Here is a 26,514-nt window from a genome sequence, read left to right on the forward strand (position 1 = left end):
CCGCCACAGCGGGCGAAAGAACCCGTCAAATTTCCTGTTTTCCGCCGTCATATGCGATCGGATTGTCCCTTTCCCGACAAAAGGGTTAGCGGCCCCAAGCGAGGCTTGCTTACCTTTTGTAATCATATCAGCCAATAGGTTAGTAGGCCGTTAAGGACAATTTTATCCTTTTTGGCTGATTTCCACCATATGTGACTTGCTTCCCCTCAACTGGGGCCTATTGTTTTGGTGAAGCTGGAAGGACGTCCTATGAACAAGCTGCGCCTGATTGCCCTGTTGTTTGTTGCCTGGTCGGTGATGCCAACCGAAGCGGCGGATATGCCGACTGCCGCCCCCGAAGATGTGGGCCTTTCGGCCACGGTGCTGGATGACATGACCCGTCATTTTGACGCTTATGTGCGGGAGGGAAAGCTGACCGGCCTTACGACGCTTGTGGCGCGCCACGGCAAGGTGGTGCACTTCAAGGCCTATGGCGACCGGAAGCTTGCAAGCGACGTGGCGCTTGGAAAAAATGACATCTTTCGGATCTATTCCATGACCAAGCCAGTCACGGGTGTGGCCCTGATGATGCTGTATGAAGAAGGCCGCTTCAGCCTTGATGATCCGGTTGGCGCCTATCTGCCGGAGTTTGCAGGCGCGCGGGTTTTCAAGTCGGAGCGTGAAGATGGCACAGTTGAAACCGTTCCGGCGAAGCGTGAGATCACCATCCGGGACCTGATGCGCCACACAGCCGGGCTGACATACGGTCTTTTCGCCGATACGCCGGTGGACAAGCTATACCAGAAGAATGGCGTTCTTGAATCTGGCCTGTCGGCCAAAGAATGGATTTCGCGTCTTGCGCGCCAGCCGCTTCTTTACCAGCCGGGGGACAAGTGGGTTTACAGCTTCGCTGTGGATGTGCAGGGCCGCCTTATCGAGGTGCTCTCCGGTCAGCCGCTGGACCAGTATTTTGAAGAACGCATTTTCGCGCCGCTGGGCATGAAAGACACAGGTTTCTATATTACCGACAGGCAGGCGGAACGGCTTGTGGATATGGTAAAACCCGACAAGGACAAGGGGCTTACGGTCATTGTCGATCCCTATTTCCCGGACTATACCAAAAAACCCTCCAGCTTTTCAGGCGGTGGTGGGCTGGTGTCCACCACAGTGGACTATTGGCGCTTCGCCCAGATGCTGGCGAACGGCGGCGAGCTTGACGGCGTGCGGATACTGAAGGGTGAGACCATTCGCCTGATGGCGACGGACCAACTGCCAGCGCCCGCGGCTGCGTCCTGGGGCGGTGATCGCGGGCTCGGATTCGGGCTGGATTTTGCGGTAGTGAAAAACGTCCAGAAATATGGCGGCTACGGCAGCGAAGGCCTTTATTATTGGAGCGGCATGGCCAATACCAATTTCTGGGTTGACCCCAAGGAAGACCTGGTAGTGGTGATGATGACCAACCTGCAGCCATATGGTGCCCTTCCGCTCAAGGAAGACCTGCACAAATATGTCTATGAAGCCCTTGGGCAGACGGGCGGCGCAAACGCCGCCCAGGCGCGTTAGTCTTTAGCAGCATTGATAATAAAGAAAAGCGGCGGGGCAAAAGCCCCGCCGCGCGCCTGTCGATCGCTCACAACTGAAGACCCCCATCTACTCAGGGCGAACGACAATGGCGACTTTACCCGCTGGCATACCTGCCTTGACGGCTTCGTCATGGATGCGGATGAACCGGCCCATGGCGGCGTCTTTGTGGGTTTCCACCAACACGGGCGCGTTTGGCCGCGCGGTGTGGGCTTCCTTCACGATTGCCTCAATCGACCAGTGGTCAATCATGCGGCCTGCGTGAAAAATGCGGCTTTGGGCATCGACGGAGAAGCCGATCGGCTCGGTGGGCGACTTCGGACCCGATAGCGGCTTCTGGAAGTTGGGCTCAATGCCGTTTTCCCGGACAAAGCTCGCCGTCACGATGAAGAAGATCAGCATGATGAAGACGATATCCAGCATCGGCGTCATATTCGGCTGGGCTTTGGCCTGTGTCTTCGCCTGTGTGCGAATAGGTGTGCGCATAGCCTGCCTCCTTACCCGTTTTCGGCCATTTCAAAGACCATGCGGAACTGGACACCCGGTGTGGCGCGGGCTTGCCCGTCTACAACGGTGGGCTTGTATTTATATTTCTTGATGGCGGCGAGCGCGGAGCGATCAAACCACCCCTTCGGATTTGCATCCACCACAACGGCGTCTTCTACATCGCCTGACTCGGAAACCGTGAATTCCAGAATCACCCAGCCTTCAACGCCTTGTTCCAGCGCACGGCGTGGATATACCGGCTGCACGCGTACTAGCGGCAAGCGTTCGCCGTCAGACAAGCCCAGCGCCAGCTTGGTTTTGCCGGGAGTAACGATCTGGGGCTTTGGCGCCCGTCCGACCGTGACATTGATACCTTCGAGCGAGGCAGAGCGATCCACTGTTATTTCCGGTTGAGGCTCGACTTCTGGCGGCGGTGTTACCCGGTCGATTTCCCGGGCCTTGAGCTCGGTGATCTTTTCGATTGTGAAATCGCGGAATTGCTTTCTGGGGGTCTCCTGAAAGTCGAGATCATTGGAGGCAACAAGCCCCTGCATCAGATAGAAGAGCCCGAAAGTGGCGGCCATAGCGCCGCCGGCAATGGGAACAAATTTGGATTGGTTGGTAGCTGCAAACATAACGCCCTCCATCAATGTTATGATGTAACATTAACAGACTTTTGGGCACCTGAAAAGTTATAATATAACTTTATTGAACAGAGGCCCCAAGGCGACGCATTTTGGCGAACCAGCGCTGTTTTTTGGTGTCCGTCGCACGGTCGACCATGCCGAAATAGCTGGTGCGGATCGGCCCACAACCGGAAAAGGCCAGCACATTGCGCGCGAAGAATTTAACCCCGTGGGAGAGATAGAAGAGGCGGTAGGCGAAAGCGGGCATGCCCATGGTGACCACCAGGCGTACCGAGCGGCCTTTCAACAGGCTGCGCCATGCCGTCAGCTCATCTCCCTCAGGCAGAAGGGTAGGGCGGAAGATCTGCTCGAAGAAACCTTTCAGAAGGGCCGGCAGGCTGCCAAGCCATAGCGGGAAAACGATCACAAGATGGTCTGCCGCCAGAAGGGTGGCCTGCACATCCAGAAGGCCGGCTGGTGTGGCCCCGCTGTTCCAGTCGTCGGGTGAGCGCAGCATGGGGAAATCCAGATCCGTGACCGCGACGGTCGTGACCTCATGTCCGGCGTCCCCGGCACCTGCTTCGTATGCGCTTGCGAGCGCATGACACAGGTGGTTTTTGGCGCTGTCAGGATGGCCCTGCAGGATGACGATTTTCTTCTTTGTGTCCATGATACCGGTCTCCGTGTTGGAAACTGGCAGTATAGTTCCAGGGCCAGACGATGTCCTTGATGCCGGTCAACCGGGGCGCAGGTGTTCATAGTGGGGCCAAAGAAAAACGGCGCCCCGTATGGGACGCCGTTTCTCGATTTTTCTGTGAAGGCCGTTAGCCGTTCAGCATTTCTTCGCGCGCTTCCTCAGCTTTGAGATAGCTCTCCCACTGAGTAACCATGCGCTTGTCTCTGCGGTCGGTTGCCATGCGCTTCGCGGTCTTGAAGGCCTCACGGGCTTCCTTGAACCGCTTCAGCTCGGTAAAGGCCTGACCCCGCTGCATGGTCGCAGACAGTGTCTTTTCCTTGGCCTTTTCCGACTTGTCCTTTTCGAACGCTTTTATAACGCTCGCGAAGGAATCAAGGGCATCCTTATAGTGACCAAGCTGCATCTGCACCTGACCGATCTGGAACCAGAGATCACCGTCTTCATCGCCAGCTGCAGCCTTGGAGAGAGGCTCGAGCGCCTTCTCATACTCATAGGCCATCATATAGCACTGACCGAGGATCTTCTCGTTCTTCGGGGATTTCTCGACACGGTTTTCCTTGAAAGCCTTTTCGAGAATCCAGGCACATTTGATTGGTGCACTACGCGCCAATTGGATTTGGGCAACATTCACAAGCTGTGTCTCGTTATCGTCGAGGAAGCCTTGCTTGTAAGCTGCTTCCGTCAGCGAGTAGGAGGTCTGCTCGTCACCCAGTTCCTGATAGATACCTGCCAGCTGGGTCCAATAGCGAGGCTTTGGCCAGTTGATCAGCAGGATCTCCAGCACGTCACGGACTTTTTCGTATTGGCCGAGTTCCCAGTGAGAGGAAAGAGCAATGCTGTACCAGCTTTCTTTCACTTCCACAGTTTCAAGGGAATTGCCAATTTCGATGGCCTGATAGATATACTTCAGACACTCTTCGAACTCGTTCCGTACATAGTGCAGGTTGGCGATGAACTGCAGGTTGCTGACGCTGATCAGCGTCGGGTCAACACGGTTCTGCCAACGCTGGATATATTCCAGCGCCTTGTCGAAATCTTCCTCACTATAATAGAGTTGCCCCAGATTATAGATGATGCCGATTTCAAGAGCTTCCGGAATGGAATCTGCGAACTGCAAGATTTTTTCGTAGGCACTGATAGTGCCGCGAACGTCATCCTGCTCGTAGAAAACCTGTGCCTTCAACTGCCAAGCGACGGCGCGCTCGTAGTCGTTGGCCTTGCGCGCAAGCGCATCGTCCAGGATTTCCATACCTTCCGCATAGTTTTTGGCGTCGATGGCTTCCTGAGCCTTCTGCAGCTTCTTGTGGAAGTCTGCAGTCAGCGCCTGAACCTTGCGGGTGCTCTGTTTCTTGTTTGATTCCGCCCGTTGGGCGAAAGCAGTTTGCTCACCAAAGATTGGCGTACCTTCCGGCATTGGCAGGGCAGCGAGTACCGCTGCCGCAGCCACAGCCATTGGAAGAGATTTGATGGTCTTGATCATGCTCATGACTTTTCTCCTCCCCTAGTCTGCCAGATCGAAGCTGAACCGGTATTTAACGCCGGTCACCTTCTGCGGTTGGCCATTGACGACTTTCGGCTTGTATTTGAACTTCTGCGCAGCTTTCGTTGCGGCACGCTCAAAGTAGCCTTTCGGGTCGGCCTCGATGATGATGATGCTGTCAGCCGGTACAGTACCGTCTTCGTTCACCGTCAGTTCCACAATCACATATCCTTCGATGCCGCGCTCCTGAGCCCGACGTGGATATTGTGGTTGCACGCGTACGAGCGGCAGATAGTCACCATCCTGGCTTGGGCCGAGGTCGATGGAACCCAGATCTACGCCAGCGCCACTGTTGGCACGGCCGATCGCCAGGTTCATCTTGTTCGGACCCTGAACGTCCACTTGCGGAGCTTCGATCTCCGGCGGTGGCGCCTCCACTTCTGGTGGCTTCTCTACTTTACGCTCCATGCGTTGTGGCGGTTGCTCCTCGATGTCTTCAACGACATCGACAAAGCGTACGCGGGTCTGTTCTTCAAGATTCACTTCCTGACCGAAATCAACAAGCGCCTGCATGACATAGAACAGACCGAAGGTAACGCCAGAAGCGGCTATAAGAGCTGTTACAAATCTTGCAATCATGAACTCTGCTCCGCTGCTATGGCAATTGTTGGGACGCCAGCATCGCGCACGGCGTCATAGACTTTCATTACCAAACCGGCCTTCGCACTTTCGTCTGCCTGGATAGCCACAGTCCCTTTCGGGTTTTCACTGTGCAGCTTCTCAACCGCCGTCCGCAGAGCATCAAGCTCTACCTCTTCACGGTTGATCCAGATTTCGTCCGTTGGCGTGACAGCGATCAGGATACTAACCTGTTTCCTGGGAATCGCTGTTTCGGCCTCGGGTTTCGTCACCTGGACCCCGGCTTCCTTTACGAAGACCGCAGTAACGATGAAGAAGATCAGCATGATAAACACGATGTCGAGCATCGGCGTCATGTTGATATCCGCTTCTTCTTCCTGTTTTTGTGCGTGGTCTCGCATTGTTTTCTCCACTATGCCCCCGAAGGGACTGCCCTTGAGGCAGGGGCGAAGCCCCTACCGGCTTTACTTCTTGGGCGTCATCACGACTTTGTCAGAGCTGATCCCGATGGCCATCGCCGCATCATAGATGCGGAGGGAAAGGCCAAAATGGGAATCTGCGCCAGCCTGAATTACAACCGGTGCCTCCGGACGCTCTACGCTTTCTTTCTTGATGATCGATGACACGGACGAGATATCCACATAACGGAACTCATGCATGATCCGGCCGTTGTTATCGATAATGAAAGCGATAGCGCGCTTGTCATCTTCCGGTGGCGGAGGAGTTTCACTATTGTTGTCCTCCGGTTTGTTGATCTCCAGACCAGACTCTTTGACAAAGGTTGCGGTCACGATGAAGAAGATCAGCATGATGAATACGATGTCGAGCATCGGCGTCATGTTGACTTCGGCTTCGTCGCCCCCTTTTGCAAATTTACGCATTGGTAAATACTCCGATTCTGGTCTTAGTGATCCGTTGTCAGGCTGTCTTCGAGCCGCTCGGATTCGCGTTTTGCACGACGTTCGATATAGGTGCTCAGGAAAATGCCGGACAGTGCAGCAACCATGCCCGCCATAGTCGGGATTGTTGCCTTCGACACACCTGCCGCCATGGCGCGAGCGTTCGATGAACCCTGTGTCGCCATAACTTCAAACACCTCAATCATACCCGTAACCGTACCCAGCAGCCCGATAAGCGGACAAAGGGCAACGAGCGTCTTGATCATGCCAACACCCTGATTCAGGTTGTTGTTGACCTCGGAAATCATGGCTGTGCGAATTTTATGCGCATACCATGACCGACGCTCGGCACGGGATTCCCATGCATCGACAACGCGATTCTTCTGCTTGTTGTACTCCAGTGCGAAGTACCAAATACGCTCGATGATCAGCACCCACATGATGAACGTGACGCCAAGCACCAGGAACAGGACGTTACCGCCCCGCTCCATGAAGGCTTGGATCGCGCCGAATGCTTCATTAAGCGCTAGCATTCGCGTGCTCCTTCTCTGCGTGAACCGCGATGATACCAGCGGACTGTTCTTCCAGTACGTGAATCACGGACTTGGAAGTGCCGGCAACAAAGCTGTGCAGGAGCAGAGTAGGGATTGCAACCACGAGGCCCTCTACCGTCGTCATCAGAGCGGCGGAGATACCTGCGGCCATCATGCTTGGGTCACCAGTACCGAACAGGGTAATCGCCTGGAAGGTCTGGATCATACCAGTCACTGTACCCAGCAGACCGAAGAGCGGTGCTACTGCGGAAATCAGCTTGATCAGCGTCAGGAAGCGCTCAAGGGCAGGCGTTTCCTTCAGGATTGCTTCGTCAAGCTTCAGTTCCAGTGTTTCGACATCAACATTCTTGTTGCTGTCGTAAACAGACAGAACACGGCCCAGTGGGTTGTTGGTGTCAGCAACTTCGGAGCGAATCTGCTTCTTCACTTTGCCGGAAACCATCATCAGATAGAGCCACTGAACAACAGCCATCAGAACACCGATCGCCCCCAGAGCAAGAGTGAGGTAACCGATGAAACCACCCTGAGCGAGATACTCAGGCAGTGTTGGCTTTTCAACTTCCAGGCTCAGGATCTGACCACGGGATGGGTCAAGAGCGATTTCAGAGAAGCCGCCGGATGCGTTCTGGAACGTGTCAATTGTACCAGTCAGACGACCGGAAGGCTGACGCTGCAGCTCTTCAACTTCGCCAGTGCTTGGCTTGTAGATGTAGAATTTGCCGTCGCCTACGATGCCGAAGTCACCGATACGGGTTACGTCGGTTTCGTAGGTGTTGCCATCTACGCCGCGAACAGTCTGGTTGAAAGTCACGATTTCAGACGAACCGATCATTTCCTGAACCATCACTACTGGCCATGCGCGGATTTCTTCAATCGTTGGCAGTTCAGCAGAGTCAGAAGCTTTTTCTACCAGCGTGTTGATTGGGCCCATACGGCCAGGGTTGTCGATTGTCACGTGAGACGTGGAGATAATCGACTTGGCGTCACCAGCGTTTTGTTGAAGAACACCGAAGAGTTCCTGAAGCTGACCGAGACGCTCGCGCTGGACTTCCAGTTGACGGGCGATTTCAGCTTCGTTGTTGCGGCGTGTTTCTTCAAGACGCGCGGATTCACGCTCAAGGCGTTGCTGCGTCTGGCGCTCTTCGGCCAGAAGCTGAGCTTGTTGCTCTTTGCGTGCCATGAACTCACGCTCACGCTCTTTGTGCTGTTGCGTTTCAGTAGCACGGCCTTCTTTCACTTTGTCCAGAAGGCTATTGAGGTCTGCGGTCTGGGCGTTCGCTACGGCGGACAGACCCATGACGAGAACTGCAGCAGAGGTCAGAATCTTTTTCATTGTTATCTCCCCTTCTGAACCGGTGCTTTGACAGGCAGTACCAGTACATCTACAGGCATCTGGCTGCGTGCCATGCGAATGAGCTGCTTAACTGGCGTTGCATATTCTGCGTCCAGTTGAACCCAAGAACGGGAGTCCTGATCCCAGGTAGCAGTCTCTTTACCGTCTTTCGTCTGGTAGTAGAAACCAACGCGACCGATACGAACGAAGTCAACACTACGACCGTCAGCCAGCTGACCTTCGTAGGCGTTACGCGTACGACCGTACTGAACTTCAGCTTTGTAAGCTTCAAGAATCACACGGAAACGCTCTGGGTCGCTTACGTTTGGATCGTCAATGACGTCCGTCAGGTTTGCGACACGCTCGCGGCGCTCTTCGATCTGGAATGGGATATCGAGCTCAACAAACTCAGACAGGTCTTTGACCATGTCTTCCATGAGCGGAATCACCTGACGTTTGATTTCGTCAATCTGCCCGATGGAGCGTTTGATTTTCTCGATTTCTTCTTCCTGCTTGGTGATCACACGGCGCTGTTGAGCATTGTAGGCGCGCAGGCCTGCATTGGTCTTCAGAACCGTTTTGAAATCCGTGTAAAGTTTGGAAGTAGCGTCGGCTGTTTTATCAATAGTAGCCTGGGACGCTTGTGCGATTTTATTGGCCTGGTTTACCTCTTCAACAATCGACTTCAGGCGTGCGTCTTGTGCGTTTGCAACAGTAGCACCCAGAAGGATCGAGGCAACCGCAGCCGTCGAGACAGCTATACGTTTCACTTTAGCCTTATCCATTTTCTGCCCACATGGGTTTTAACAAAGCTACCAGCCTCCTCGGAAACCGAGGCCGCCAGCAGCGGATTAAACCTTGCAAAGAAAAGGTGCCCGAAGGCTCCTAACCTTTACCCTTTCAAAAATTGGGAGCAAGCCGACAGCTATGCATAGTCCCGGACCCAAGAGCCCGTTCAGTCAAAGTGTCGTATCAAAAGGCTTTCCCGTACCTCTCCCAATTGTGCCGACCACCACACGGATTTTCTCCGCTTCTAATCTCATTGTCTCGCCGTCTAGGTTCCGACCTCGGGGAGGCAGGAGGACGATTTATTATGATTTTCCCCGCCTCCAGAAACTGTCGTCTCTGAAAGTGGAGATGAGACGGGCGGTCCGGCTCGGAGCCTATCATCCAAGAATCTTCTGTGATTCCAAGCAAAAATTTCACTTTTCGTGTCAGAATCCCGTCAAGCATATAATTTTACTGCTTTCATTCCTGTGGATGAATAGGTGAAACTAGTATGTAATAATATAACTATTGCAATGCAAAGTCAATTGTTTAGCAATGATCTATGCAAGCAGATGGGAATGTATCGGATGCATTCGGACTTTGATTGGCACCTGAGTGCGCTCGCCAAACCATGGTTTAGAAAGTGTCAGGAACGGGTAGCGTTTTTCTGCTGCAACTCCATCAGCGCGGCAACGACGCCGTGCCACTGATTCTCGGTAGATACCTGAATTGCATGTTCAATTCCCATATGGCTGGACAAGCGACTGGCCAACATCCGGCTATCTTCAGAGATGTGTCCGGTGTCAAAATCGCTCGCGCCGCCGTGGGGTGAAGCACAAGATGTTGAACGCATACTGTAACCCTTAACTAAGCACTTACCTCTCGCAGCCAGCTACTGCCGACAAGCAAAGATGCTAGCAGTCAGTTCTAAAAATCGGGTTAACAGTTGCCGACGAATTGATCCAAAGCAGGTGAAAATTTATTCAGCGCTGATCAGCTTTTTTCCACCAAATTGCATGCAAAACCTCCCCTGAGGGAGGGTGATTCGGTGTCACGGTACATAAAAATCGGCGCAGCAGGGAGAATCAGGAGCCGTTTCTAGCGGGTGTCGTCAGAGACCGTGACCCGCCGCAGGCCCCGTACGCTGTTGCCGATATATACCTCGTCTGCCGCCAGAAGGTCCTCGCGGCGAATCATCTGTTCTGCGATGGCGGGTGTATGGTCTGCCAGAAGCGCTTGCCTGAGCGTGCCAGCCAGAAGACCGCATGCAAGGGGCGGGGTCAGCCACAGGCCGTCCTTGACAATAAAGACATTGCTGATGGCGCCTTCCGTCAGTTCATCCTTTTCATTGAAGAAGAGGATATCGTCGTACCCGGCCTTGAAGGCGCGCGCGAAAGCGCCGTCATAGAGCTCTCGTCTCGTTGTCTTGTGGTGCAGGAAGGTATCGTCTGACTTCACGCGGTCTTTCGCCAGACAGACCCGTCCTGTCTGCGCCTGGGGCAGAAGCGGGGCACTGGTCACGGTGACAGCGCCAGTTTGGCCTAGCAATAGGCGCACCCGGCGCGGCGCATCCAGTGGCATGCAAGCCTCGCCGTGCTCATCAAGCATGGCCAGCGCGTCGGCGCGGTCTAAAGCGAAATCGAAATAGCGGGCGCTGGCCTCAAGCCGCGCCAGATGCTCGTCCAAAAGGTCGAAGTTGCCGTCCACCTCAAGCTTCATTGTTTCAATGAGCGAGAAATCCTTGGCTTCTGTGCGGGTGAAGCGCGCCTTCAGCAGGCATTCTTCATATTCGCCCGTCGGGTCGCTGTCCGCCACGACGCCGCTGCCCACGCTCAGGCGGCCTTTGCCGTCAGGCCCGAAGGTCAGGGTGCGAATCGGCACGTTGAGGGACCAGTCCATCTGGCCGTTTTCGCCCGCAGACGGATCAGGCGGGCTGAAGTGGCCGATGGCGCCGCAGTAGATACCGCGCGGCGCGGCTTCAAGCTCAGCGATGATCTCCAGTGCCCGTACCTTCGGCGCGCCGGTTACAGACCCGCAGGGAAACAGCGCGTTCAGAAGCCCTGATGGTGTCAGGCCTTCGCTGGCCTTTGCCGTGATGGTGGAAGTCATCTGCCACAGGGTCGGGTAGCATTCAGTCTCGAACAGGCCCGTGACCTGCACGCTGCCGGGCTCGCTGATGCGGCTCAGGTCATTCCTGATCAGGTCGACGATCATCAGGTTTTCGGCGCGCGATTTCTCATCGCTCTTGAGCGCGGCGGCCACGGCTTCGTCCGCTTCAAGGGTCAGCCCCCTGGGCGCTGTGCCTTTCATCGGCTTGCCGGTCAGCCTGTCGCCCTCGCGCCTGACGAACAGCTCCGGCGAAAGCGATAGCACCTTGTGCCCGCCATGATCCGCCCCTGTGTCGATATAGGCCCCGAAGGGCACCGGCTGGCTGGCCCGCAGGCGCTCGTAAAGCGCAAGCGCGTCGCCTTCAAGGGTGCAGGGAAGCGGGAAGGTGTAGTTGATCTGATACACATCCCCCGCATGAATATAATGATGCACCTTCTCGATCGCGGCCAGATAGTCGACTTCCGTGACGGGCGAATCACCGATCTCAAGCTTTGCCATATGCCGGTTGCCGCGCCGGGCGCTGAAAAGGGCTTCCGTCATATCTGATGGCGTCAGGGTCTTGCGGTGGCGGGTGGCCATCATCCAGATCAGCGGCTCATCGGCGCGCTTGGTCATCCGGGGCTTCAGGCGCGGCTCGAAATGGGCAGCGCATTCGTATGATATCCAGCCCGCCAGGTGCAGGCCGGATGCGAGCGCGGCGTCCATGGCCTCAAGCGCAGGGCCGACTTCCTCGAGCGTGTGTGCCACAATCACCGTTTCCGGGTCATGAAACAGAAGCGACCGACCCGCCCGGTGCGCCGGGCGGCTATCATCAAGGAGCACCATCGGCGCGTGTCTCAGGTCGGTCACATTCATGTCTCAAATTCGGGCACGCCGGTGGATTGGCGCGCTGGCCTGCTTTCCAATATTTAGTTACTATTGAAACTGTTGGGCTGGCGGATTAGAACCAGTCCCGAAATCCGGGTCCTTATGTGACACAGCTTCAGGCGCGTCAATATGCGTGCCCCATAATATAGAGGGAAAGTCCCGATGCCCCCAATAACTGATGCCGCAGGGAGCCAGCACGCCACCGTTGATCCGGCTGAGCTTGAAACCATCACTGATCTGTATGATCGGGTGCAGTGGCTGTCGTCCTGGACCATCCATCACGCCAACAATATCCGCGAAAGCCGCGACGGCCTCAAGGTGGGCGGGCACCAGGCCTCAAGCGCTTCGCTGGCGGCGATCATGTGCGCGCTTTATTTCGGGGTGCTTCGGCCCGAAGACCGGGTGGCGGTAAAACCGCACGCAAGCCCGGTGTTCCACGCCATCCAGTATCTGTTTGGCAAACAGACGCGCGAGCAGCTGGAGCGCTTCCGGGCGCTGGGCGGCGCGCAAAGCTATCCCAGCCGCACCAAGGATATCGACGATGTGGATTTCTCCACCGGGTCTGTAGGGCTTGGCGTGGCCATGACGGCTTTTGCCTCCATGGTGCAGGATCATCTGATCGACCGCGGCCTGATGGACGCCAGCAAGGCTGGTCGCATGATCGCCCTTATGGGCGACGCTGAGCTGGACGAGGGCAATATCTATGAAGCACTGATCGAAGGCTATAAGCATAACCTCAGGAACTGCTGGTGGGTGATCGACTATAATCGCCAGAGCCTCGATTCGATCACATCCGACCGCATGTTTACCCGATTCACTGACATCTTCGAGACAACGGGCTGGAAGGTGATCAATATCAAATACGGCAAGAAGCAGCAGGCGGCGTTCAAGAGGCCCGGCGGTATCGCGCTCCGTGACTGGATTGATGCCTGCCCCAACACGCTTTATAGCGCGCTGACCTACAAGGGCGGTGCGGCCTGGCGCGAGCGCCTGATGGCAGACATCGGCGCGAAGCGCGGCGTGAAGAAGCTGCTGGAAGGCTATTCAGACACTGAACTGCAGGCGCTGATGACTAACCTGGGCGGTCATGACATTGAACTCCTTTTGGAGACCTTCCGATCTATCGACAGTGACCAGCCACACTGTTTCATCTGCTATACGGTCAAGGGTTACGGCCTGCCGTTCCAGGGCCACAAGGATAACCATTCTGGCCTGATGAACCCATCCCAGATGGCGGAGCTGCAGGCGCAGATGGGCGTGCCGGAAGGCAAGGAGTGGGACCTGTTCGCCGGCATGGAAGACAAGGCAGCACACCTTGAGAAATTTCTGACGAAAGTGCCGTTCAACCAGCCGGCCACCCGCCGCCATGATGCGCCGACACTGAAGCTTGAAGACGCGCTTGAGCCCGGCTCAGGCAAGCAAAGCACGCAAGTTGCGTTTGGCAAGATCATGAACGCACTTGGCAAGGGCACCAGCAAGCTCGCAGACCGCATCATCACCACCAGCCCGGACGTGACGGTATCGACCAACCTGGGCGGCTGGGTGAACCAGCGCGGCATCTACAGCCGCGACCTGATGGAAGACGTTTTCAAGGCAGAAAAGGTGGTCAGCCCGCAGATATGGCAAGGCCACGGCAAGGGCCAGCATATGGAACTGGGGATCGCCGAAAACAACCTCTTTCTGGCGCTTGCTGCCATGGGGCTGGCGGGCAGCCTGTTCGGCGAACGGCTGATCCCGGTGGGCACGCTATATGACCCCTTCATTAACCGCGGCCTGGATGCCCTCAATTACGCCTGTTACCAGGACGCCCGCTTTATGCTGGTGGCCACGCCAAGTGGCCTGACGCTCGCGCCGGAAGGCGGCGCGCACCAGTCAATCCATACGCCGGTGATCGGCATGGCGCAGGACAAGCTGGTGTATTTCGAGCCCGCCTATACCGATGAGCTGGCGGCCATTATGGCCTGGGGGTTTGATTACATGCAGGCGCCGGACGGCAGCTCCGTCTATCTGCGTCTTTCCACCCGCGCGCTCGAACAGCCATCGCGTGATGGCGATGCCTGGCAGGCCGATATGCTCAAAGGCGCCTATTGGGAACACGCGCCGGCCCAAGGTGCGGAGCTGGCGATCATCTACACAGGTGCGGTGGCGCCGGAAGCAAATGCCGCCCTTCAGGAAATTCTGGAAGACGTCCCAGGCGCAGGCCTGATGGCTGTGCCGTCGCCGGACCTGTTGCACAAGGACTGGTCGGAAAGTGTTCGCTCGCTCGGGCGTGACGGCGTGCGGCGGGAAAGCCATATTGGCCGTCTGCTTGCCAGCCTGTCGCCGAACGCAGGGATCGTGACGGTGATTGACGGTGCGCCCACCACGCTCAGCTGGATAGGCGGCGTGAAAGGGCACCGCACCATGCCGCTGGGGGTCGATCAGTTCGGCCAGTCGGGCGACATTGATGACCTGTACGACAAGTACCGTATTGGCACGGATGCGATCCTTGATGCCTGTGCGTCGGTGTATGTGGTGGATTGATTGACACATTTCGCGAAAAATTTTCCCTTCTGAGTTGTTTTGTGTAGTCTGCCCTCATAAACAGCCCGACGTTTGGTGAAGGATAGGCAGTGCAAGTGTTTAGTTTGAAACGGCTTCAGGCGAATACCTGGTGGAAGAAGCTGGCCATGGTGCTGCCTGCCTTTTTTACGGCTGCTGCTTTTGCTGACAGCGACACGTCAGAACCTGTCGACATCTCATGGTATCTGTTTGACTATCCGCCCTCCTATATCACCGAAGGCCCCTATGAGGGACAGGGATACCAGGACCAGATTCTGGCAGATATCGAACGGTCCGCGCCTTCCATTCGTATCCACCGGATTGCCACGTCAATGGCACGGGTCATATCGAACATGGAACATGAAAAAGGCGCCTGTGCCGGGGCACTGGCGAAAACGCCCGAACGCATGACCTACATGGTTTTTTCTGATCCTATTCTTGTCTCCATGCCGCTCCGGCTGGTGATCAGGAAGGATATGATGGCAACCTTTTCGCCATTTCTTGATGACAAGGGCCAGGTGATGTTGTCGGCGCTTTTAAACACCGAAGCCGGACTGAAGGGCGGAGTTGTGAAGGGGCGTGCCTATGGTCAACAGCTGGACGTCGCCATGGATAAAGAAGCCCGGTTGGGCAATGTGGTGCGCGCGGGGCAGGGGCATCTGGTCCTCCGCATGCTGGCCCGTGGCCGCATCGGCTATACCTTCGGCTATCCGGATGAGATTGGGTTCTACGCCCGTATGCTGGAGAGCGAGGGTGTGGAAGCGAAATTTGCGATGCTTCCTGTTGCTGGTCATTCCACAAACTCTCACAGCCATATTGGCTGCACGAAAGATGCGGCGGGCAAAGCTTTCATTACGGCCGTGAACCGCGTCATCGCGGAACCAAAAACGCATGCAAGATGGCAGTCTTACTATCTGAACTGGGTGGACCCTTCGGCGCGCGCTGCAGTTACCGCCACAATTGATCAAGATATTCAATAGCAGTAGCCCATACAGCGCGCGGTACCATTTCAGCTAAATTGACAGCGCTGTCCTTAAGCGTATGATCGTCAAATAATACAAAAACATCAGCGAGGAAAATTAAGTGAGCGACCGTCAGGCGGGCTATTTGCCGTCATTAACCGCCATGCGCGGCATTGCCGCCACCTGGGTAATGCTGTTTCATATCGATGTAAGTCTGTTCTATCGCAATTTGGGGCCCTTGGTTCCGCATGAAGTGACGGGGCTGATCACCGGTGGCTACATGTGGGTGGACTTCTTTTTCGTGCTAAGCGGCTTTGTTATTACCCACGTCTATGCAGGTCATTTTGAGACCGGGCTGGGCCTTCCGGCGGTGCGTGCTTACCTGAAGGCCAGGTTCCTTCGGATTTACCCGTTGCATCTTTTTACACTGCTGCTGCTGATCCTTTTCTGGCAGGGACTGGAAGCGTTCCAGCCTCATCTGATGGATGACAGCATGCGAACCTATTTTTCGCCCGCAGCCCTGCCCAGCAACTTTCTGCTGACTAACGCGATGGACCAATATGTGTTTCTGTCTTGGAATATTGTGTCTTGGTCTATCGGTGCAGAATGGTGGACCTACTTTGTGGGCATGTTGATGCTGGTTCTGATTGGCCGGGGCAGGGCAGCGGCAGCGCTTGTCATTATGGGGTTTGCAGGCGTCTGCCTGCTATCTCTTGTGCATCCTGAAGGTAAGCTGGACATCACTTTCAACTATGGCTTCTTCCGGTGCCTGTTTGAATTTTCGATGGGGGTGGGCCTTTATCGTTTTTACAGGCAGGGGGTGTGGCAATCCTGGTTGAAGACGGACGGTGTTGTCTTCATCGTTCTCGCTCTGATTGCCCTGGCGCTGCATTACGACTGGAGCGACCTGACATTGCCGCCGCTTTTCGCCTTGCTGGTGATCGCGGGCGCAAGCAACCGGGCCAACTTCTCACGGATAATGGAAACAGCTTTGCCGCGCTATTTGGGCAAGATTTCCTACTCTGTCTATCTGATGCATGGGGTCTGGTTCATGGTTTTCTGGGCGTACTTGCCACAGCTGAAACAGGTCTTTGGATTTGACGCACTGCCGCTTCAATACCGGACTGTCTATCTGGTGGCCTTTGTGGCTGTGTCTGTTGTTTCGGCGACGCTGACTTACCGGTATGTCGAGGTGCCTGGCCGCACCCTGTTCAGGCGGCAGGCTGCCATCGCCAGGCCACAGCCTGTTGTTGCCACTGCGGACGTGCCTGAGAAATAGAAAAAGCGGCCGCAGCCGCTTCTTGATCTGCTTTTGCTGCAACTGACTAGATTACGCCGTAGCCGCTCAGAAGCCCTACGACGCTGGCGATCAGGATCACCAGCCAAGTGAAGACGGTGCCCCAAAAGCGGAACGGGTTGCGGCCTTCGAATTTGCCGAAAGTCAGCCCGTGCATATAGCGCCCAACCACAAAGAAGGCAGACAGCACGATCAGGAAAACGCTGTTCACGCCCCGATATTCCAGAAGCCCGATCAGGATCATGGCCATCGGCGCGTATTCGATAAGGTTGGCGTGTGCCCGGATGGCGTTCTGCAGGCCTTCGTCGCCGCCGTCGCCGATAGAAACTTTGGCGCGCCCTCTGTTTTTTGCAACGTTATATGATAAATAGAAAAGAAGCAGGCCCAAAAAGCTTGCAGAAATTATGGTAATAGTCATAAGCCCTCCCCGGTTGCTATGGGAGAAGGGTGGTGCCAGAAGGCATGAAGGTCAAGTAAGGAATACAAGTGGATCGGAAAGTCAAAGATCGGTTCAGGGACTGGAACTTGCTGCACAAATCCGTTGTGGCATTGATCGCGGCCTTTTTCGTAAGCGTTGCCTACCGGGCGGTCATCGTGATCGATTCCGCCTTCGAAGTGCAGCAGGAAGCCGTGCTGCCCTACGCCGCAGAAACTATCTGGCCCTGGATATATACACCCGAGCGCCGGAGCAACTGGCAGGCGTGGCAGATCGATTATGCGCCCTATATGGGGGCGCCGGATAAGGTCGAGTCGACACGCCTCGCGCGCTGGAAGAAAGAATATAAGCGGTGGCATGCCGTTGAGCGCACGACCGAAGTCGTGCAGGCCCGCGTCTACGCCACGGTTCAGGAATCGGACAAGGATACACGCTGGTTCCGTGTCGAGCTGACGCCGGAAGGGCCGTGCAGTACCCGCGTACGCCTTTATGACATGGTGCGCCCCAAGGGCTATGAAGAGCGGTTCTGGTTTTTTACCAGCCTGGACGACGAGCAAAAGAGGGTCGACGCATCGCTTAAGGCGCTGGATCGATGGGTAGACGGAACGTCAGAGGGATGCGCAACCACCGAAGAATAGATGGCGGTGAAGCTACTGTCTCGTGGGAGATATGGATGGATGTGGTTGTGGCAAGCGCCAGCCAGAACGCCCGGCAGTTACAGAGGACCTAGTCGTCGGCCACGTCAAAATCAGTGAATTCCCATTCGTCGATGTTTTCCATCTCGGCCAGGAACAGGTTCTCGGCCGCGACAACAGCTTCCTCTTCTGAGGACGCTTCAACATCGGTAACCCAATAGAAGGTGCCATGTGGAAGTGCTGCTTTCAGGGTAACTTTGCGGCGAGCCATAGGGGTGTCCTTAATTCTGCTTGTTTGGTGTTTTAAAAACATCTCACAAGCGCCGGTCTAGCATGAAGCAAAAGCCCCTGCAATCACCCCGATGGCTATTTTCGCCTTTTTGGTCGGGCAGGCTATAGCGAGCGCCCGATCAGTTCCTTCATGATCTCAGACGTACCGCCATAGATGCGCTGGACCCGGCTGTCTGTATAGTGGTGCGCGATCTCATATTCGGCCATGAAACCGTAGCCACCGTGAAGCTGCACGCAGGTGTCCACAACGCGGCCCTGCATCTCGGTTGTCCACAGCTTGGACATGGCGCCGCCCACAGCGTCCAGTTCGCCTTTCACATGGCGGGCAAGGCACTGGTCGATGAAGGCCCAGCCCACATCAATCTCGGTTTTCATTTCCGCCAGCTTGAAGCGGGTGTTCTGGAACTTTGCGATCGGACGTCCGAACGCCTGGCGTTCCTTGACATAATCCAGCGTGATATCGAACGCACGCTGCGCGCCAGCCATGGCAATCACGCCGATCGACAGGCGTTCCTGCGGCAGCTGCTGCATCAGATACATGAAACCCGCCCCTTCATGCCCGATCAGGTTGGTGGCCGGGACACGGACCTCGTCGAAGAACAGCTCTGACGTGTCCGATGAATGCTGGCCAATTTTCTCGAGGTTGCGACCGCGGCGAAAACCCTCGCGGTCGGCCTCCACCACAATCAGGCTGACGCCCTTCGCGCCTTCACCCGGGTTGGTTTTGCAGGCCACGATGACAAAGTCGCAATTCTGGCCGTTTGAAATGAAGGTCTTCTGGCCGTTCACCACATAATGGTTGCCGTCCAACTTCGCGGTGGTCTTGATGCCCTGCAGGTCAGACCCGGTGCCTGGTTCCGTCATGGCGATGGCGCCGACCATCTCACCAGTGGCCATTTTCGGCAGGATGCGTTCTTTCAGGTCGTCGGACCCATAGTGAAACAGGTATGGCGCCACGATGTCTGAATGCACCGCCAATGCTGCACCACCCGCGCGGGTGTAGACTTGCTCTTCGTTGATCACGCAGTTGAAGCGGTAGTCGCCGCCAACGCCGCCATATTCTTCCGGCATCTGCGGGCACAGGATTCCGGCTTCACCCGCCTTGTTCCAGAATTCGCGGGGCACCTGCCCGGCCTTTGACCATTCCGCTGTATAGGGGGTGGCTTCGGCTTCAAAGAATTTGCGGACAGCGTCCCGGAAAATATGGTGCTCTTCGTCATAAACTGCACGGCGGGCCAGCATGTGGTTTCCTTCCCATTTGTTCCCTCTGGTCTATGAAGATGGGGCGGGGTCGGGGAGCTGTCAAATAAAATGGACGGAACAGTCCACTAATTGCCGGTTTGTCAAGGGGAAGTAGCGAGCGTGCGGGCACAAAAAAAGGGACCGATTGGTCCCTTCCGTTCGTTGATAGGGCTTTTTGTTCCCTATGGGTGTGCCCCCCGAGTGCCCTTTTGCATTCGGAGTGCCCTTTTATCCGTCCTGTGACCGGCGGTAGGCGCGGATCGCTTCGTTCATGCGGATCTGCAGTTGGCGGCGGCGCTCGTGGACGGCGGCCAGGTCTTCATCCCAGCGCGCCTGCTGTTCTTTTGTCAGGTAAGGCATGATTTTCGCGGCCCGCTGGTCCATGCAGGTGAGATATTCATCCACCTTTTTGGAATATTCCACGATGGCATCGCGGCTGTCGCGAATCTGGTCGGCGGTTGCAACACTGCCGTCGGGAACGGGTGGCTGGTCCATCGGGGGCTCGCCACAATCGGCTGCAGTCGCAGGCGCGCTCATCACCAGGAAGCCAGCAAATACTAGAGACAGGGTTTTCATCATCGATTTCTTATCCTTACCAGTCAGAGACCGCATCATACAAAGTTTGGCTCATAGAACAACTGCCATAACAGCTTGGCCAAAATTGGGCGGCGACAGGTGGCGTTGAATGAAGAAAGGGCCGGCACTGGGCCAGCCCTTCTTTGATTGGTCGGCGTTCTAGTCAGCCTTCTTGGCCGCAGCTTTCTTCTTTGGTGCTGGTTTCTTGGCTGCCGGCTTTTTCTTCGGAGCCGCCTTTTTCGCAGGCTTTGCCTCTGCTTCGGCTTCACCGCCGGAGAGGTCGATCGGCTCGGGCGCTACGTCATTCGCCGCCGGTGCCTCGGCTGCCTGTGGCGCTGCAGATGGTTGCTGTGCTGCCGCGGCTGCTTGCTGGGCTTCCATTGCTTTCGCGCGGGCTTCGTCTTCCGCCTTGGCATGCTCCGGGAACAGTTGGCGATAGACGGCATTTACGCGGCCGCCAACGTCCGAAAGGGCTTTCGCCACGGCCTGTAGGTTATACCCGACGCCGCGATAGTAGAATGTATGTGTGTTCGGGTTATAGGCGCGGTAGATGCATTCTTCCGGCGTATTGCCGTCACCTATCTGGGCAGGGTCGCCGACGAAATCGAAAATAACCTGGCGGCCTTTGGTGTTGCCGATCCACTCCTCGACCTTCTCATCAGCGCGTTCCCAAAGCTCGGCCAGACGGCGGTCGTTCAGCGGGTGCTTCTCAGGCAGTTGCAGTGCTTTACGCAGCGCTTCTCCCCGACCGCGGGCACGGGCGCGCGTTGGCCACAAGAGCAATGAAATCTGGCTCGACGGCATCAGGACCATCTGGCCGCCGTAAAGGACACCATTGGCTGCCTGGTTCATAACAGCCTGGTTGAAAAGGTCGAACGAAGCCTGCGCGTGAAGGCACTGGTTCCTCAGTTCGTGAATGTAAATGGCAAGCGTATTATTATCCATGTCAACTATTCGCTTTATTCTTGAGTTTGTTCGCAGCTGTCCCTCTGCACCTCCTCCCAGATGGTGCGCCTGAATAGCCTATTCAAGCCAGAGACTGCCCCCTATGGCCTGAGCGATAGCACAAGCGATCCCCCAAATACCAGCACGGAATCGCGCCTTTTGGCACAAGACATCACGTTGCCTCATTGCCAGAACAGGGCGAAGACTGTAAACTGCCAGTGGGTGAAACAAGTTGGGTGCAAAAATGGCTGATGCTGCTTTTGCTGCAAGTTCGCGGGGTGCGAGCCCTGTTTCCCGTGCGGAACGTCCTTCCGCGCGCCCCAGCAGTGCGTCTTCAGGCCAGTCAGCAGACTTCAGTCGGAGCCTGAACCAGGGTCAGGGCGAATCGGGGCGTCTTCTGCCTGGGCAGGGCACGCCACCGCCACAACCCGGTCGAGGTTTGCTTGGTAACGGCGTTTCGTTTCTTCTGGCCCAAACAAGAACGCAGGAAGCCAACGCTCCCTTGCCGCCAGTCTCCAACTTCGAGCGGGCAAAAAACCGCTATCTGGCGACACAGTCCAACATCAAGGATACGATCGCGGCCAACAGCATCTTGCGTGGCGAAGCCAGCGATGCTTCCGTGGCCGAAGATGCGGCATCTCATGCTCATGTCTATGATGATGATGTCGAAGAAGCCCAGTCGGGCCCTGTGCAATATGCTTCCGGCAGCCTGATTTAGGCGCTGTTTTTTTTCCAGTCCCCTAATTCGTCCCTCAATCTTTTGAGCTAATCCATGACCGAAAAATTTTACATTCAGCACTGGGATGCTGCCTTGTTGAAGCGGCAGGCAGAGGCTACGGCGTCTGCCGTCAAGGCGATCTTGCCGGATGCGGATGTTCGTGAGGTCGGCAGTACCGCAGTGGCCGGTGCAATCGGCAAACAGGATATTGATCTTTTGGTGCGTGTAGCTCCAAACGCATTTACCGAGGCCCGCGATACTCTTGATGAAGTTTTTCCACGGAACTCTGAACAGCTTTCGACATGTGACTTTCAGGGCTATTTGATCCCCGATGATTTGGACGTTGCTGTGCAACTGACTGTCCATGGCGGGCAATATGATGTGTTTCTGCCTTTTCTGGATGCACTGACTTCAGATGCAGTGCTTCTCGAGGCCTATAATCAGCTAAAGCGGGATTGGCACGGAAAGTCCATGCAGGACTACCGTACGGCAAAGTCAACCTTCATTGAGGCTGTTTTGGCAGACCTTGGGTAAAGTGACAGTTAGGACGCGAGTTGGGAAGACAGGATCGTGAGCCAACGGTTTACCCGTTTCTCATGTTCGCCCGGTTTGCTGTCGCCAATCGGCTTGCGGCTATAGATTGCCAAGGCGCTTGTATAGTTGTCGATTTCGATGACCCGAACCGTCAGGACCGCTGGAATGCTCTCGCCAGGCAGGCGTTCGAGGAAGTCAAACTGGTTATTGACGGGATCAAAGCCATAAGTGCGGATCGTGGGCATGCCGTCCACATAGTCGGCAAGAGCGAGGCGGAGCGTACGGGCATCCACCTCGAAGCGGGCTGCTGGACCGTTGGTGATTGCTGCCTCGCACAGGGTGGCCGGGCACAAAAGGTACCCGCTATCGTCCCCCTCGAAGGCCAGCGTCTCAAACTCAACGGTCTCAAGCGTGCCGCTTTCATCGCCGAAAATACTATCGCCCCCGCCGATCTGGACCAGGAAATAGACTGCCAGTCCAATGACTATGACAAAAAGACAAAGCCCGATGGCGAGGGAGCGAAATTTTTCCAGCATGATAACCTTTAAACCAGTTGCTTAACCCAGGATCGAGCCAAGCTGCATGGCAAGGCTCATGTCGCCTTCTACACGCAATTTACCGGTCATGAAAGCCATCTGTGGATTGAGATTTCCTTCGGCGATCTGGACGAAGTTGTCCATGGTGACTTTCACAGTGCAGTCAGCCTCGGAATCCTCATTATCAACAACAGTTGGAGACGCTTTGCCGTCAATGCGGACAACGCCGTCGTCGCCGAAATCGAACTTGATAATGGCGGCGAGTGGGGAATGCGAACCAACGCGGCCGCGGATTTCTTCAGTGATTTTTTCCAGTGACATAATGTCCTCCCTTGCAACTGATAGTGAATATTGGACTTAACAGTCCAGAAATCAATCAGTTATTGCTTATATCTCAGTTCTGGTCGTCTTTTTTCTTCTTCAGCTTACCAACGAGGCTGGTGATGCCTTTTTCAAGCGACCCTTCCTTGTCTTTTACAAGCTCTTTCAGTTTGTCGGATGCGCCAGCTTTGATGAGGGCCTGCGCAATCTGTGGCTGCAGCACGGACATGACGTGGCGCGCGATCTCTGCTGGCGCCATGCCTTTCTCATCTGTGCCAAGGTCGGTTATGGTGAAGTCAGCGAGCTCGATTGTCTTGTCCACACTCAGCGCGCCTTCGGTTTTCACGGCAACCTTAGGCGCCCTGATCACCATTTTCTTGATGGTGAGGGTAATGTTTGACGGCTTGGTATCGTCTGCTGGGCCCACATTCTGCTGCAGCTGCTCGAAATTGGTTTTGCCGTCGATTCGGCGGGCATCCAGCATGGGAGAATCAATCACGATACTGTCGATGATTACATGGTCAGACAGGAGCGTGCTTGGCTGCAGCTGCATGTCGAAACTGCCAAGGCTGGCAATCTGGCCTTCCCCATAGCCTTCGGGCTGGCCGATCTCAAGCCCCTTGAAGCTGACTTTTCCGGAAAAGGGCGACAAGTTGATGCTTTCAACTGTCACAGGAACCTTGAGGGTTTTTGGCCCACCGGTTTCAACGCCGGCTTTTACGATGGTGTTGATCTGGCTGTAGGCGACGCCTACGCCTACCAGCAGAATAACCACCAATCCAAGAAATAGTTTTTTCATTGTCGTGCCTCCGTCCCGCTTCGATCCGATTGGCGATTATGATGGCACTGTTTTACGGCCTTGTTAAGGCATAAGGCTGAGGGAATGCGTGAACAAAAGTCTTAACGAATCCCGTCAGTTATGCCAGCATGGCGGCAAAGCTTGGCAAGTTGACCGATAAAGGGTGGTGATTTCATGGCTGTGCTGACGCAAGTTCTCCTGCTGGTGTCCTATATGATCTTGGGGCTCGCGGTGATGATAATCCCACCGCGCCTGTTCGGGATGCCTGAACAATTGGCGCAGCTCCTGGGGGTCGTGGTTTTTTTCGGGGCCTGGCAGATACAAAATCTTTTCACCGTAAGGCGGATCGAAAAAGAAACGTCCGCTCGGGTGGCCGTTCTTGAAGATGTGACAACCATCCTTCGTGGGGACTTGGAACGGACCCGACGCAAGACGGAGCAAGGTGACGAAAAAAGCGATGAAGTCGTCGGTGAACTGAAGGTACTGCATACCCTTCTGACGCAGCTGATGAAGCGCGAGGTGGAGCTTGAAGCCAAGGTGCCCAAGGCTACCAGAATCGCACAACGGGGCGGTAAGGCTGGTATCCTTGAGCCAACCGATGAAGAGGCGCTGGCGCTGAGCGCAGACCATGTGCCGGAAAAAGTGGTCGACACGAAGGCTGAAACCAAACAAGGCAAGACACCGGAATCGGCTCTTGAGTTGGAGCCTGAAGGTGACGTGGACGATGATGGCGGGCTTGAGCTTGATGAAATCGAACTGACGCCGGAAGAGGCCGCGATGGCAGTTGTGGACGAGGGCGACGGTGAAGAGATGGAGCCTTTGCCCCAGGATGAAGAGGGTGAGGATGAGGGCGTAGAGCCGGGCTCCGATGCGCCGCGGCCAAACCGCCCAACCCCCAAAGCGCCGGTGCGCGGTAAGAAAGCGCAAATTCGCCTGATCAAGCGCGAGGATCAGCTTCTGTCTGTGATCCGAAGTTCGCTTGCAGAGAACCGGGTTGACCTTTACCTGCAGCCGATTGTGACACTGCCTGCCAGGCGGTCGGTCCATTATGAATGTTTTTCCCGTGTGCGGGACGAAGAAGGTCGTATCATCCTGCCGCGCCAATATATGAGGGTGGCTGAAAACAAGGGGCTGATCGGGACAATCGACAACCTCCTGCTGTTCCGCCTGATCCAACTGGTGCGCCGGCTTGGCAAGCGGCGCCCGAAGGTGCGCTTCTTCATCAATATGTCCCGTTACTCAATGGAGGATGAAGAATTCTTCCCGCAGTTCATCGATTTCATGTCGGCCAATTCGGAGTTCCGTGACCGCCTGGTGTTTGAAATCAGCCAGGAAGATTATTATATGCTGCCAGGCGAGGTGAAGGAACGGCTTCTGGCGCTTGGGCGCAAGGGGTTTGGTTTCTCAATGGATCTGGTGAAGGATTTCAATAAGGACTTCACCTATTTGGGTGAGAATAAGTTCCAATTCATCAAGGCCGATTTGGGTGATTTGATGGCTGCGCATCCTGAAGAAGGGGATGTGGAAGCGATCAAATCGTTCCTGCGACGGAACGGCATGCAGTTGATTGCGAGCCGGGTTGAGAGCGAAGATGATGTGCTAATGGCGCTGGAGTCCAAGGTGGAATATGCCCAGGGATATCTGTTCGGCGAACCAACATCTGCCGCTAATCTGAGCAGCGAATTTTAATTTGTAACGAGTAGGTCATTCGGGTGTCCGCCTAAGCCCTAGCTCCAAAATCTGGAGGCAGTTTCATGCCGAACTCATCCGGTACCAGCGTGCATATAGCCGCTGGACTAAGTGAATTGATGGACGAAACAGACCTTGTGATCTGTGATCTTTGGGGCGTGATGCATGATGGCCTGAAGCTGCATTCTGGTGCGGTTGACGCGATCCAGAAGGCACGCGCTGCAAGGGCGAAGACCGTTTTCCTTTCCAACGCTCCGCGTCCGCGCGGCTATGTAAGGGATCATTTGCTTGAAATGGGTCTGCCTTCTTCGCTGACGGATTTCGTCGTGACCTCGGGCGGCTTGGCACGCGATGAGGTGCGCGAGCTGTATTCGGGTGCGAAGCTCTATCATCTTGGGCCGGAAGGTGATCGCAACACTGTTGAAGGCCTGCCAGTTCAAGAGGTGGGGCACCCGGATGATGCCGAGATCATCCTGGCGACTGATCTGGACTTCCGCGATATTGATGCCCATGGCCCCTGGTTGCGAACCGCCGCAGAGCGGGGTGTTCCCTTTTTGTGCGCGAACCCTGACAGGATCGTGCATGTGGGTGATCGCCTTTACCCCTGTGCCGGCGCTGTGGCGGACCTCTATGCCTCAATGGGCGGGGATGTGCATTGGTTTGGAAAGCCCACCCCGAAAGCTCTGAGGTCTTGTGTCAAGGAAGTCGGCCTGGACGCGGACACCACCGGCGAAAGGGTCATGATGATCGGGGACAGCCTGCAGACAGATATAGCGGGAGCAGGTGCCGCAGGTTATCGGGGGATCTTTATCACAGGGGGGATTCACCGCAATGATGCCCCGCTTCTCGACCAGGCCTCGAACAAAGGGCGTGTGCCTGTGCATGCCTTCCGAAAGATATTTGGTAAGGAAAAGGCTGTACCGCATGCTGTCATGCATAGCCTGAAGTGGTAGGAGCCCAAAGAAAGAACCGGG

At 55.7% G+C, this 26,514-nt stretch carries 29 protein-coding genes; 9 read left to right on the forward strand and 20 right to left on the reverse strand.

Annotated features, from left to right (window positions below):
* The first annotated feature begins 249 nt into the window (after positions 1-249).
* Positions 250-1,542 (forward strand): serine hydrolase domain-containing protein, encoded by a 1,293-nt coding sequence (locus ACFO5Q_RS13745; RefSeq protein WP_068143571.1) that lies wholly within the window; start codon positions 250-252, stop codon positions 1,540-1,542.
* Positions 1,543-1,629: 87 nt separating this feature from the next.
* Here the strand turns inward: ACFO5Q_RS13745 and ACFO5Q_RS13750 are convergent, their stop codons facing one another.
* From ACFO5Q_RS13750 to pabB, 12 genes are all read right to left on the reverse strand, one after another.
* Complete coding sequence (locus ACFO5Q_RS13750; RefSeq protein ID WP_068143573.1) at positions 1,630-2,046, reverse strand: ExbD/TolR family protein; 417 nt, start codon at positions 2,044-2,046, stop codon at positions 1,630-1,632.
* A gap of 11 nt (positions 2,047-2,057) precedes the next feature.
* Entirely contained in the window at positions 2,058-2,681 is a 624-nt protein-coding gene (locus tag ACFO5Q_RS13755) for an energy transducer TonB (protein ID WP_068143575.1), read from the reverse strand.
* A gap of 70 nt (positions 2,682-2,751) precedes the next feature.
* Positions 2,752-3,342: an NAD(P)H-dependent oxidoreductase gene (locus tag ACFO5Q_RS13760; RefSeq protein ID WP_068143578.1), complete on the reverse strand. Its 591-nt coding sequence runs from the start codon at positions 3,340-3,342 to the stop codon at positions 2,752-2,754.
* A gap of 154 nt (positions 3,343-3,496) precedes the next feature.
* Positions 3,497-4,855: a tetratricopeptide repeat protein gene (locus ACFO5Q_RS13765; RefSeq protein WP_068143580.1), complete on the reverse strand. Its 1,359-nt coding sequence runs from the start codon at positions 4,853-4,855 to the stop codon at positions 3,497-3,499.
* 15 nt (positions 4,856-4,870) lie between these two features.
* Entirely contained in the window at positions 4,871-5,488 is a 618-nt protein-coding gene (locus ACFO5Q_RS13770; RefSeq protein WP_068143582.1) for an energy transducer TonB, read from the reverse strand.
* Positions 5,485-5,889: an ExbD/TolR family protein gene (locus ACFO5Q_RS13775; protein WP_068143585.1), complete on the reverse strand. Its 405-nt coding sequence runs from the start codon at positions 5,887-5,889 to the stop codon at positions 5,485-5,487. Before ACFO5Q_RS13775 ends, ACFO5Q_RS13770 begins: the two co-directional genes overlap by 4 nt.
* A 63-nt stretch (positions 5,890-5,952) precedes the next feature.
* Positions 5,953-6,369: an ExbD/TolR family protein gene (locus ACFO5Q_RS13780; protein WP_068143586.1), complete on the reverse strand. Its 417-nt coding sequence runs from the start codon at positions 6,367-6,369 to the stop codon at positions 5,953-5,955.
* A 23-nt stretch (positions 6,370-6,392) separates the two neighbouring features.
* Positions 6,393-6,920, reverse strand: coding sequence for a MotA/TolQ/ExbB proton channel family protein (locus ACFO5Q_RS13785; RefSeq protein ID WP_068143589.1), 528 nt, complete (start codon positions 6,918-6,920; stop codon positions 6,393-6,395).
* Positions 6,907-8,274 carry a MotA/TolQ/ExbB proton channel family protein gene (locus ACFO5Q_RS13790; protein WP_068143590.1) on the reverse strand — a complete coding sequence of 456 codons (1,368 nt, stop codon included), beginning with the start codon at positions 8,272-8,274 and terminating at the stop codon, positions 6,907-6,909. Before ACFO5Q_RS13790 ends, ACFO5Q_RS13785 begins: the two co-directional genes overlap by 14 nt.
* A 2-nt stretch (positions 8,275-8,276) precedes the next feature.
* Positions 8,277-9,044, reverse strand: a complete 768-nt coding sequence (locus ACFO5Q_RS13795) for a DUF3450 domain-containing protein (protein ID WP_197420915.1) — start codon at positions 9,042-9,044, stop codon at positions 8,277-8,279.
* A 644-nt stretch (positions 9,045-9,688) separates the two neighbouring features.
* Complete coding sequence (locus ACFO5Q_RS13800; RefSeq protein WP_156431847.1) at positions 9,689-9,895, reverse strand: hypothetical protein; 207 nt, start codon at positions 9,893-9,895, stop codon at positions 9,689-9,691.
* A 245-nt stretch (positions 9,896-10,140) separates the two neighbouring features.
* A complete protein-coding gene (gene pabB, locus ACFO5Q_RS13805) occupies positions 10,141-12,000 on the reverse strand; it encodes an aminodeoxychorismate synthase component I (RefSeq protein ID WP_197420916.1) in 1,860 nt (619 codons plus the stop codon).
* Positions 12,001-12,180: 180 nt separating this feature from the next.
* On the opposite strand from pabB, the gene ACFO5Q_RS13810 reads away from it, so the two are divergent.
* The 3 genes from ACFO5Q_RS13810 to ACFO5Q_RS13820 all read left to right on the forward strand — a co-directional run bounded on the left by ACFO5Q_RS13810 (position 12,181) and on the right by ACFO5Q_RS13820 (position 16,800).
* A complete protein-coding gene (locus tag ACFO5Q_RS13810; RefSeq protein ID WP_068143597.1) occupies positions 12,181-14,541 on the forward strand; it encodes a transketolase in 2,361 nt (786 codons plus the stop codon).
* A gap of 95 nt (positions 14,542-14,636) precedes the next feature.
* The gene (locus ACFO5Q_RS13815) at positions 14,637-15,539 is read left to right on the forward strand and encodes a TIGR02285 family protein (RefSeq protein WP_068143599.1); all 903 of its coding nucleotides are present in this window, start codon (positions 14,637-14,639) and stop codon (positions 15,537-15,539) included.
* Between the two features lie 103 nt (positions 15,540-15,642).
* Positions 15,643-16,800: an acyltransferase family protein gene (locus ACFO5Q_RS13820; protein WP_068143601.1), complete on the forward strand. Its 1,158-nt coding sequence runs from the start codon at positions 15,643-15,645 to the stop codon at positions 16,798-16,800.
* 46 nt (positions 16,801-16,846) lie between these two features.
* On the opposite strand, the gene ACFO5Q_RS13825 is transcribed toward ACFO5Q_RS13820, so the two are convergent.
* The gene (locus ACFO5Q_RS13825; RefSeq protein ID WP_068143603.1) at positions 16,847-17,236 is read right to left on the reverse strand and encodes an MAPEG family protein; all 390 of its coding nucleotides are present in this window, start codon (positions 17,234-17,236) and stop codon (positions 16,847-16,849) included.
* Positions 17,237-17,304: 68 nt separating this feature from the next.
* Between ACFO5Q_RS13825 and ACFO5Q_RS13830 the strand changes: the two genes are divergently transcribed.
* Entirely contained in the window at positions 17,305-17,892 is a 588-nt protein-coding gene (locus tag ACFO5Q_RS13830) for a hypothetical protein (protein ID WP_068143605.1), read from the forward strand.
* Between the two features lie 88 nt (positions 17,893-17,980).
* On the opposite strand, the gene ACFO5Q_RS13835 is transcribed toward ACFO5Q_RS13830, so the two are convergent.
* The 4 genes from ACFO5Q_RS13835 to ACFO5Q_RS13850 form a co-directional block, all read right to left on the reverse strand.
* Complete coding sequence (locus ACFO5Q_RS13835; RefSeq protein WP_068143608.1) at positions 17,981-18,160, reverse strand: hypothetical protein; 180 nt, start codon at positions 18,158-18,160, stop codon at positions 17,981-17,983.
* 122 nt (positions 18,161-18,282) lie between these two features.
* Complete coding sequence (locus ACFO5Q_RS13840) at positions 18,283-19,419, reverse strand: acyl-CoA dehydrogenase family protein (RefSeq protein ID WP_380084399.1); 1,137 nt, start codon at positions 19,417-19,419, stop codon at positions 18,283-18,285.
* A 231-nt stretch (positions 19,420-19,650) separates the two neighbouring features.
* Entirely contained in the window at positions 19,651-20,001 is a 351-nt protein-coding gene (locus ACFO5Q_RS13845; RefSeq protein WP_156431848.1) for a hypothetical protein, read from the reverse strand.
* 156 nt (positions 20,002-20,157) lie between these two features.
* Complete coding sequence (locus ACFO5Q_RS13850; protein WP_068143614.1) at positions 20,158-20,943, reverse strand: hypothetical protein; 786 nt, start codon at positions 20,941-20,943, stop codon at positions 20,158-20,160.
* A 244-nt stretch (positions 20,944-21,187) separates the two neighbouring features.
* Here ACFO5Q_RS13850 and ACFO5Q_RS13855 point away from each other — a divergent pair, with 244 nt between their 5' ends.
* The gene (locus tag ACFO5Q_RS13855; protein WP_156431849.1) at positions 21,188-21,661 is read left to right on the forward strand and encodes a hypothetical protein; all 474 of its coding nucleotides are present in this window, start codon (positions 21,188-21,190) and stop codon (positions 21,659-21,661) included.
* Between the two features lie 54 nt (positions 21,662-21,715).
* A complete protein-coding gene (locus ACFO5Q_RS13860) occupies positions 21,716-22,195 on the forward strand; it encodes a GrpB family protein (protein WP_068143618.1) in 480 nt (159 codons plus the stop codon).
* A gap of 8 nt (positions 22,196-22,203) precedes the next feature.
* Here the strand turns inward: ACFO5Q_RS13860 and ACFO5Q_RS13865 are convergent, their stop codons facing one another.
* The 3 genes from ACFO5Q_RS13865 to ACFO5Q_RS13875 all read right to left on the reverse strand — a co-directional run bounded on the left by ACFO5Q_RS13865 (position 22,204) and on the right by ACFO5Q_RS13875 (position 23,851).
* Complete coding sequence (locus ACFO5Q_RS13865; protein ID WP_068143620.1) at positions 22,204-22,731, reverse strand: hypothetical protein; 528 nt, start codon at positions 22,729-22,731, stop codon at positions 22,204-22,206.
* Positions 22,732-22,752: 21 nt separating this feature from the next.
* Entirely contained in the window at positions 22,753-23,052 is a 300-nt protein-coding gene (locus ACFO5Q_RS13870; protein ID WP_068143621.1) for an SCP2 sterol-binding domain-containing protein, read from the reverse strand.
* 73 nt (positions 23,053-23,125) lie between these two features.
* The gene (locus ACFO5Q_RS13875) at positions 23,126-23,851 is read right to left on the reverse strand and encodes a DUF748 domain-containing protein (RefSeq protein ID WP_068143623.1); all 726 of its coding nucleotides are present in this window, start codon (positions 23,849-23,851) and stop codon (positions 23,126-23,128) included.
* 174 nt (positions 23,852-24,025) lie between these two features.
* On the opposite strand from ACFO5Q_RS13875, the gene ACFO5Q_RS13880 reads away from it, so the two are divergent.
* Both ACFO5Q_RS13880 and ACFO5Q_RS13885 read left to right on the forward strand, forming a co-directional pair.
* On the forward strand, positions 24,026-25,540 hold the full coding sequence (locus ACFO5Q_RS13880) for an EAL domain-containing protein (RefSeq protein WP_068143626.1): 1,515 nt from the start codon (positions 24,026-24,028) through the stop codon (positions 25,538-25,540).
* A gap of 65 nt (positions 25,541-25,605) precedes the next feature.
* Positions 25,606-26,493, forward strand: coding sequence for a TIGR01459 family HAD-type hydrolase (locus tag ACFO5Q_RS13885; protein WP_068143627.1), 888 nt, complete (start codon positions 25,606-25,608; stop codon positions 26,491-26,493).
* Positions 26,494-26,514: the final 21 nt, after the last annotated feature.

Source organism: Kordiimonas lipolytica (genome assembly GCF_042651265.1).
GTDB classification, from domain to species: Bacteria; Pseudomonadota; Alphaproteobacteria; order Sphingomonadales; family Kordiimonadaceae; genus Kordiimonas; species Kordiimonas lipolytica.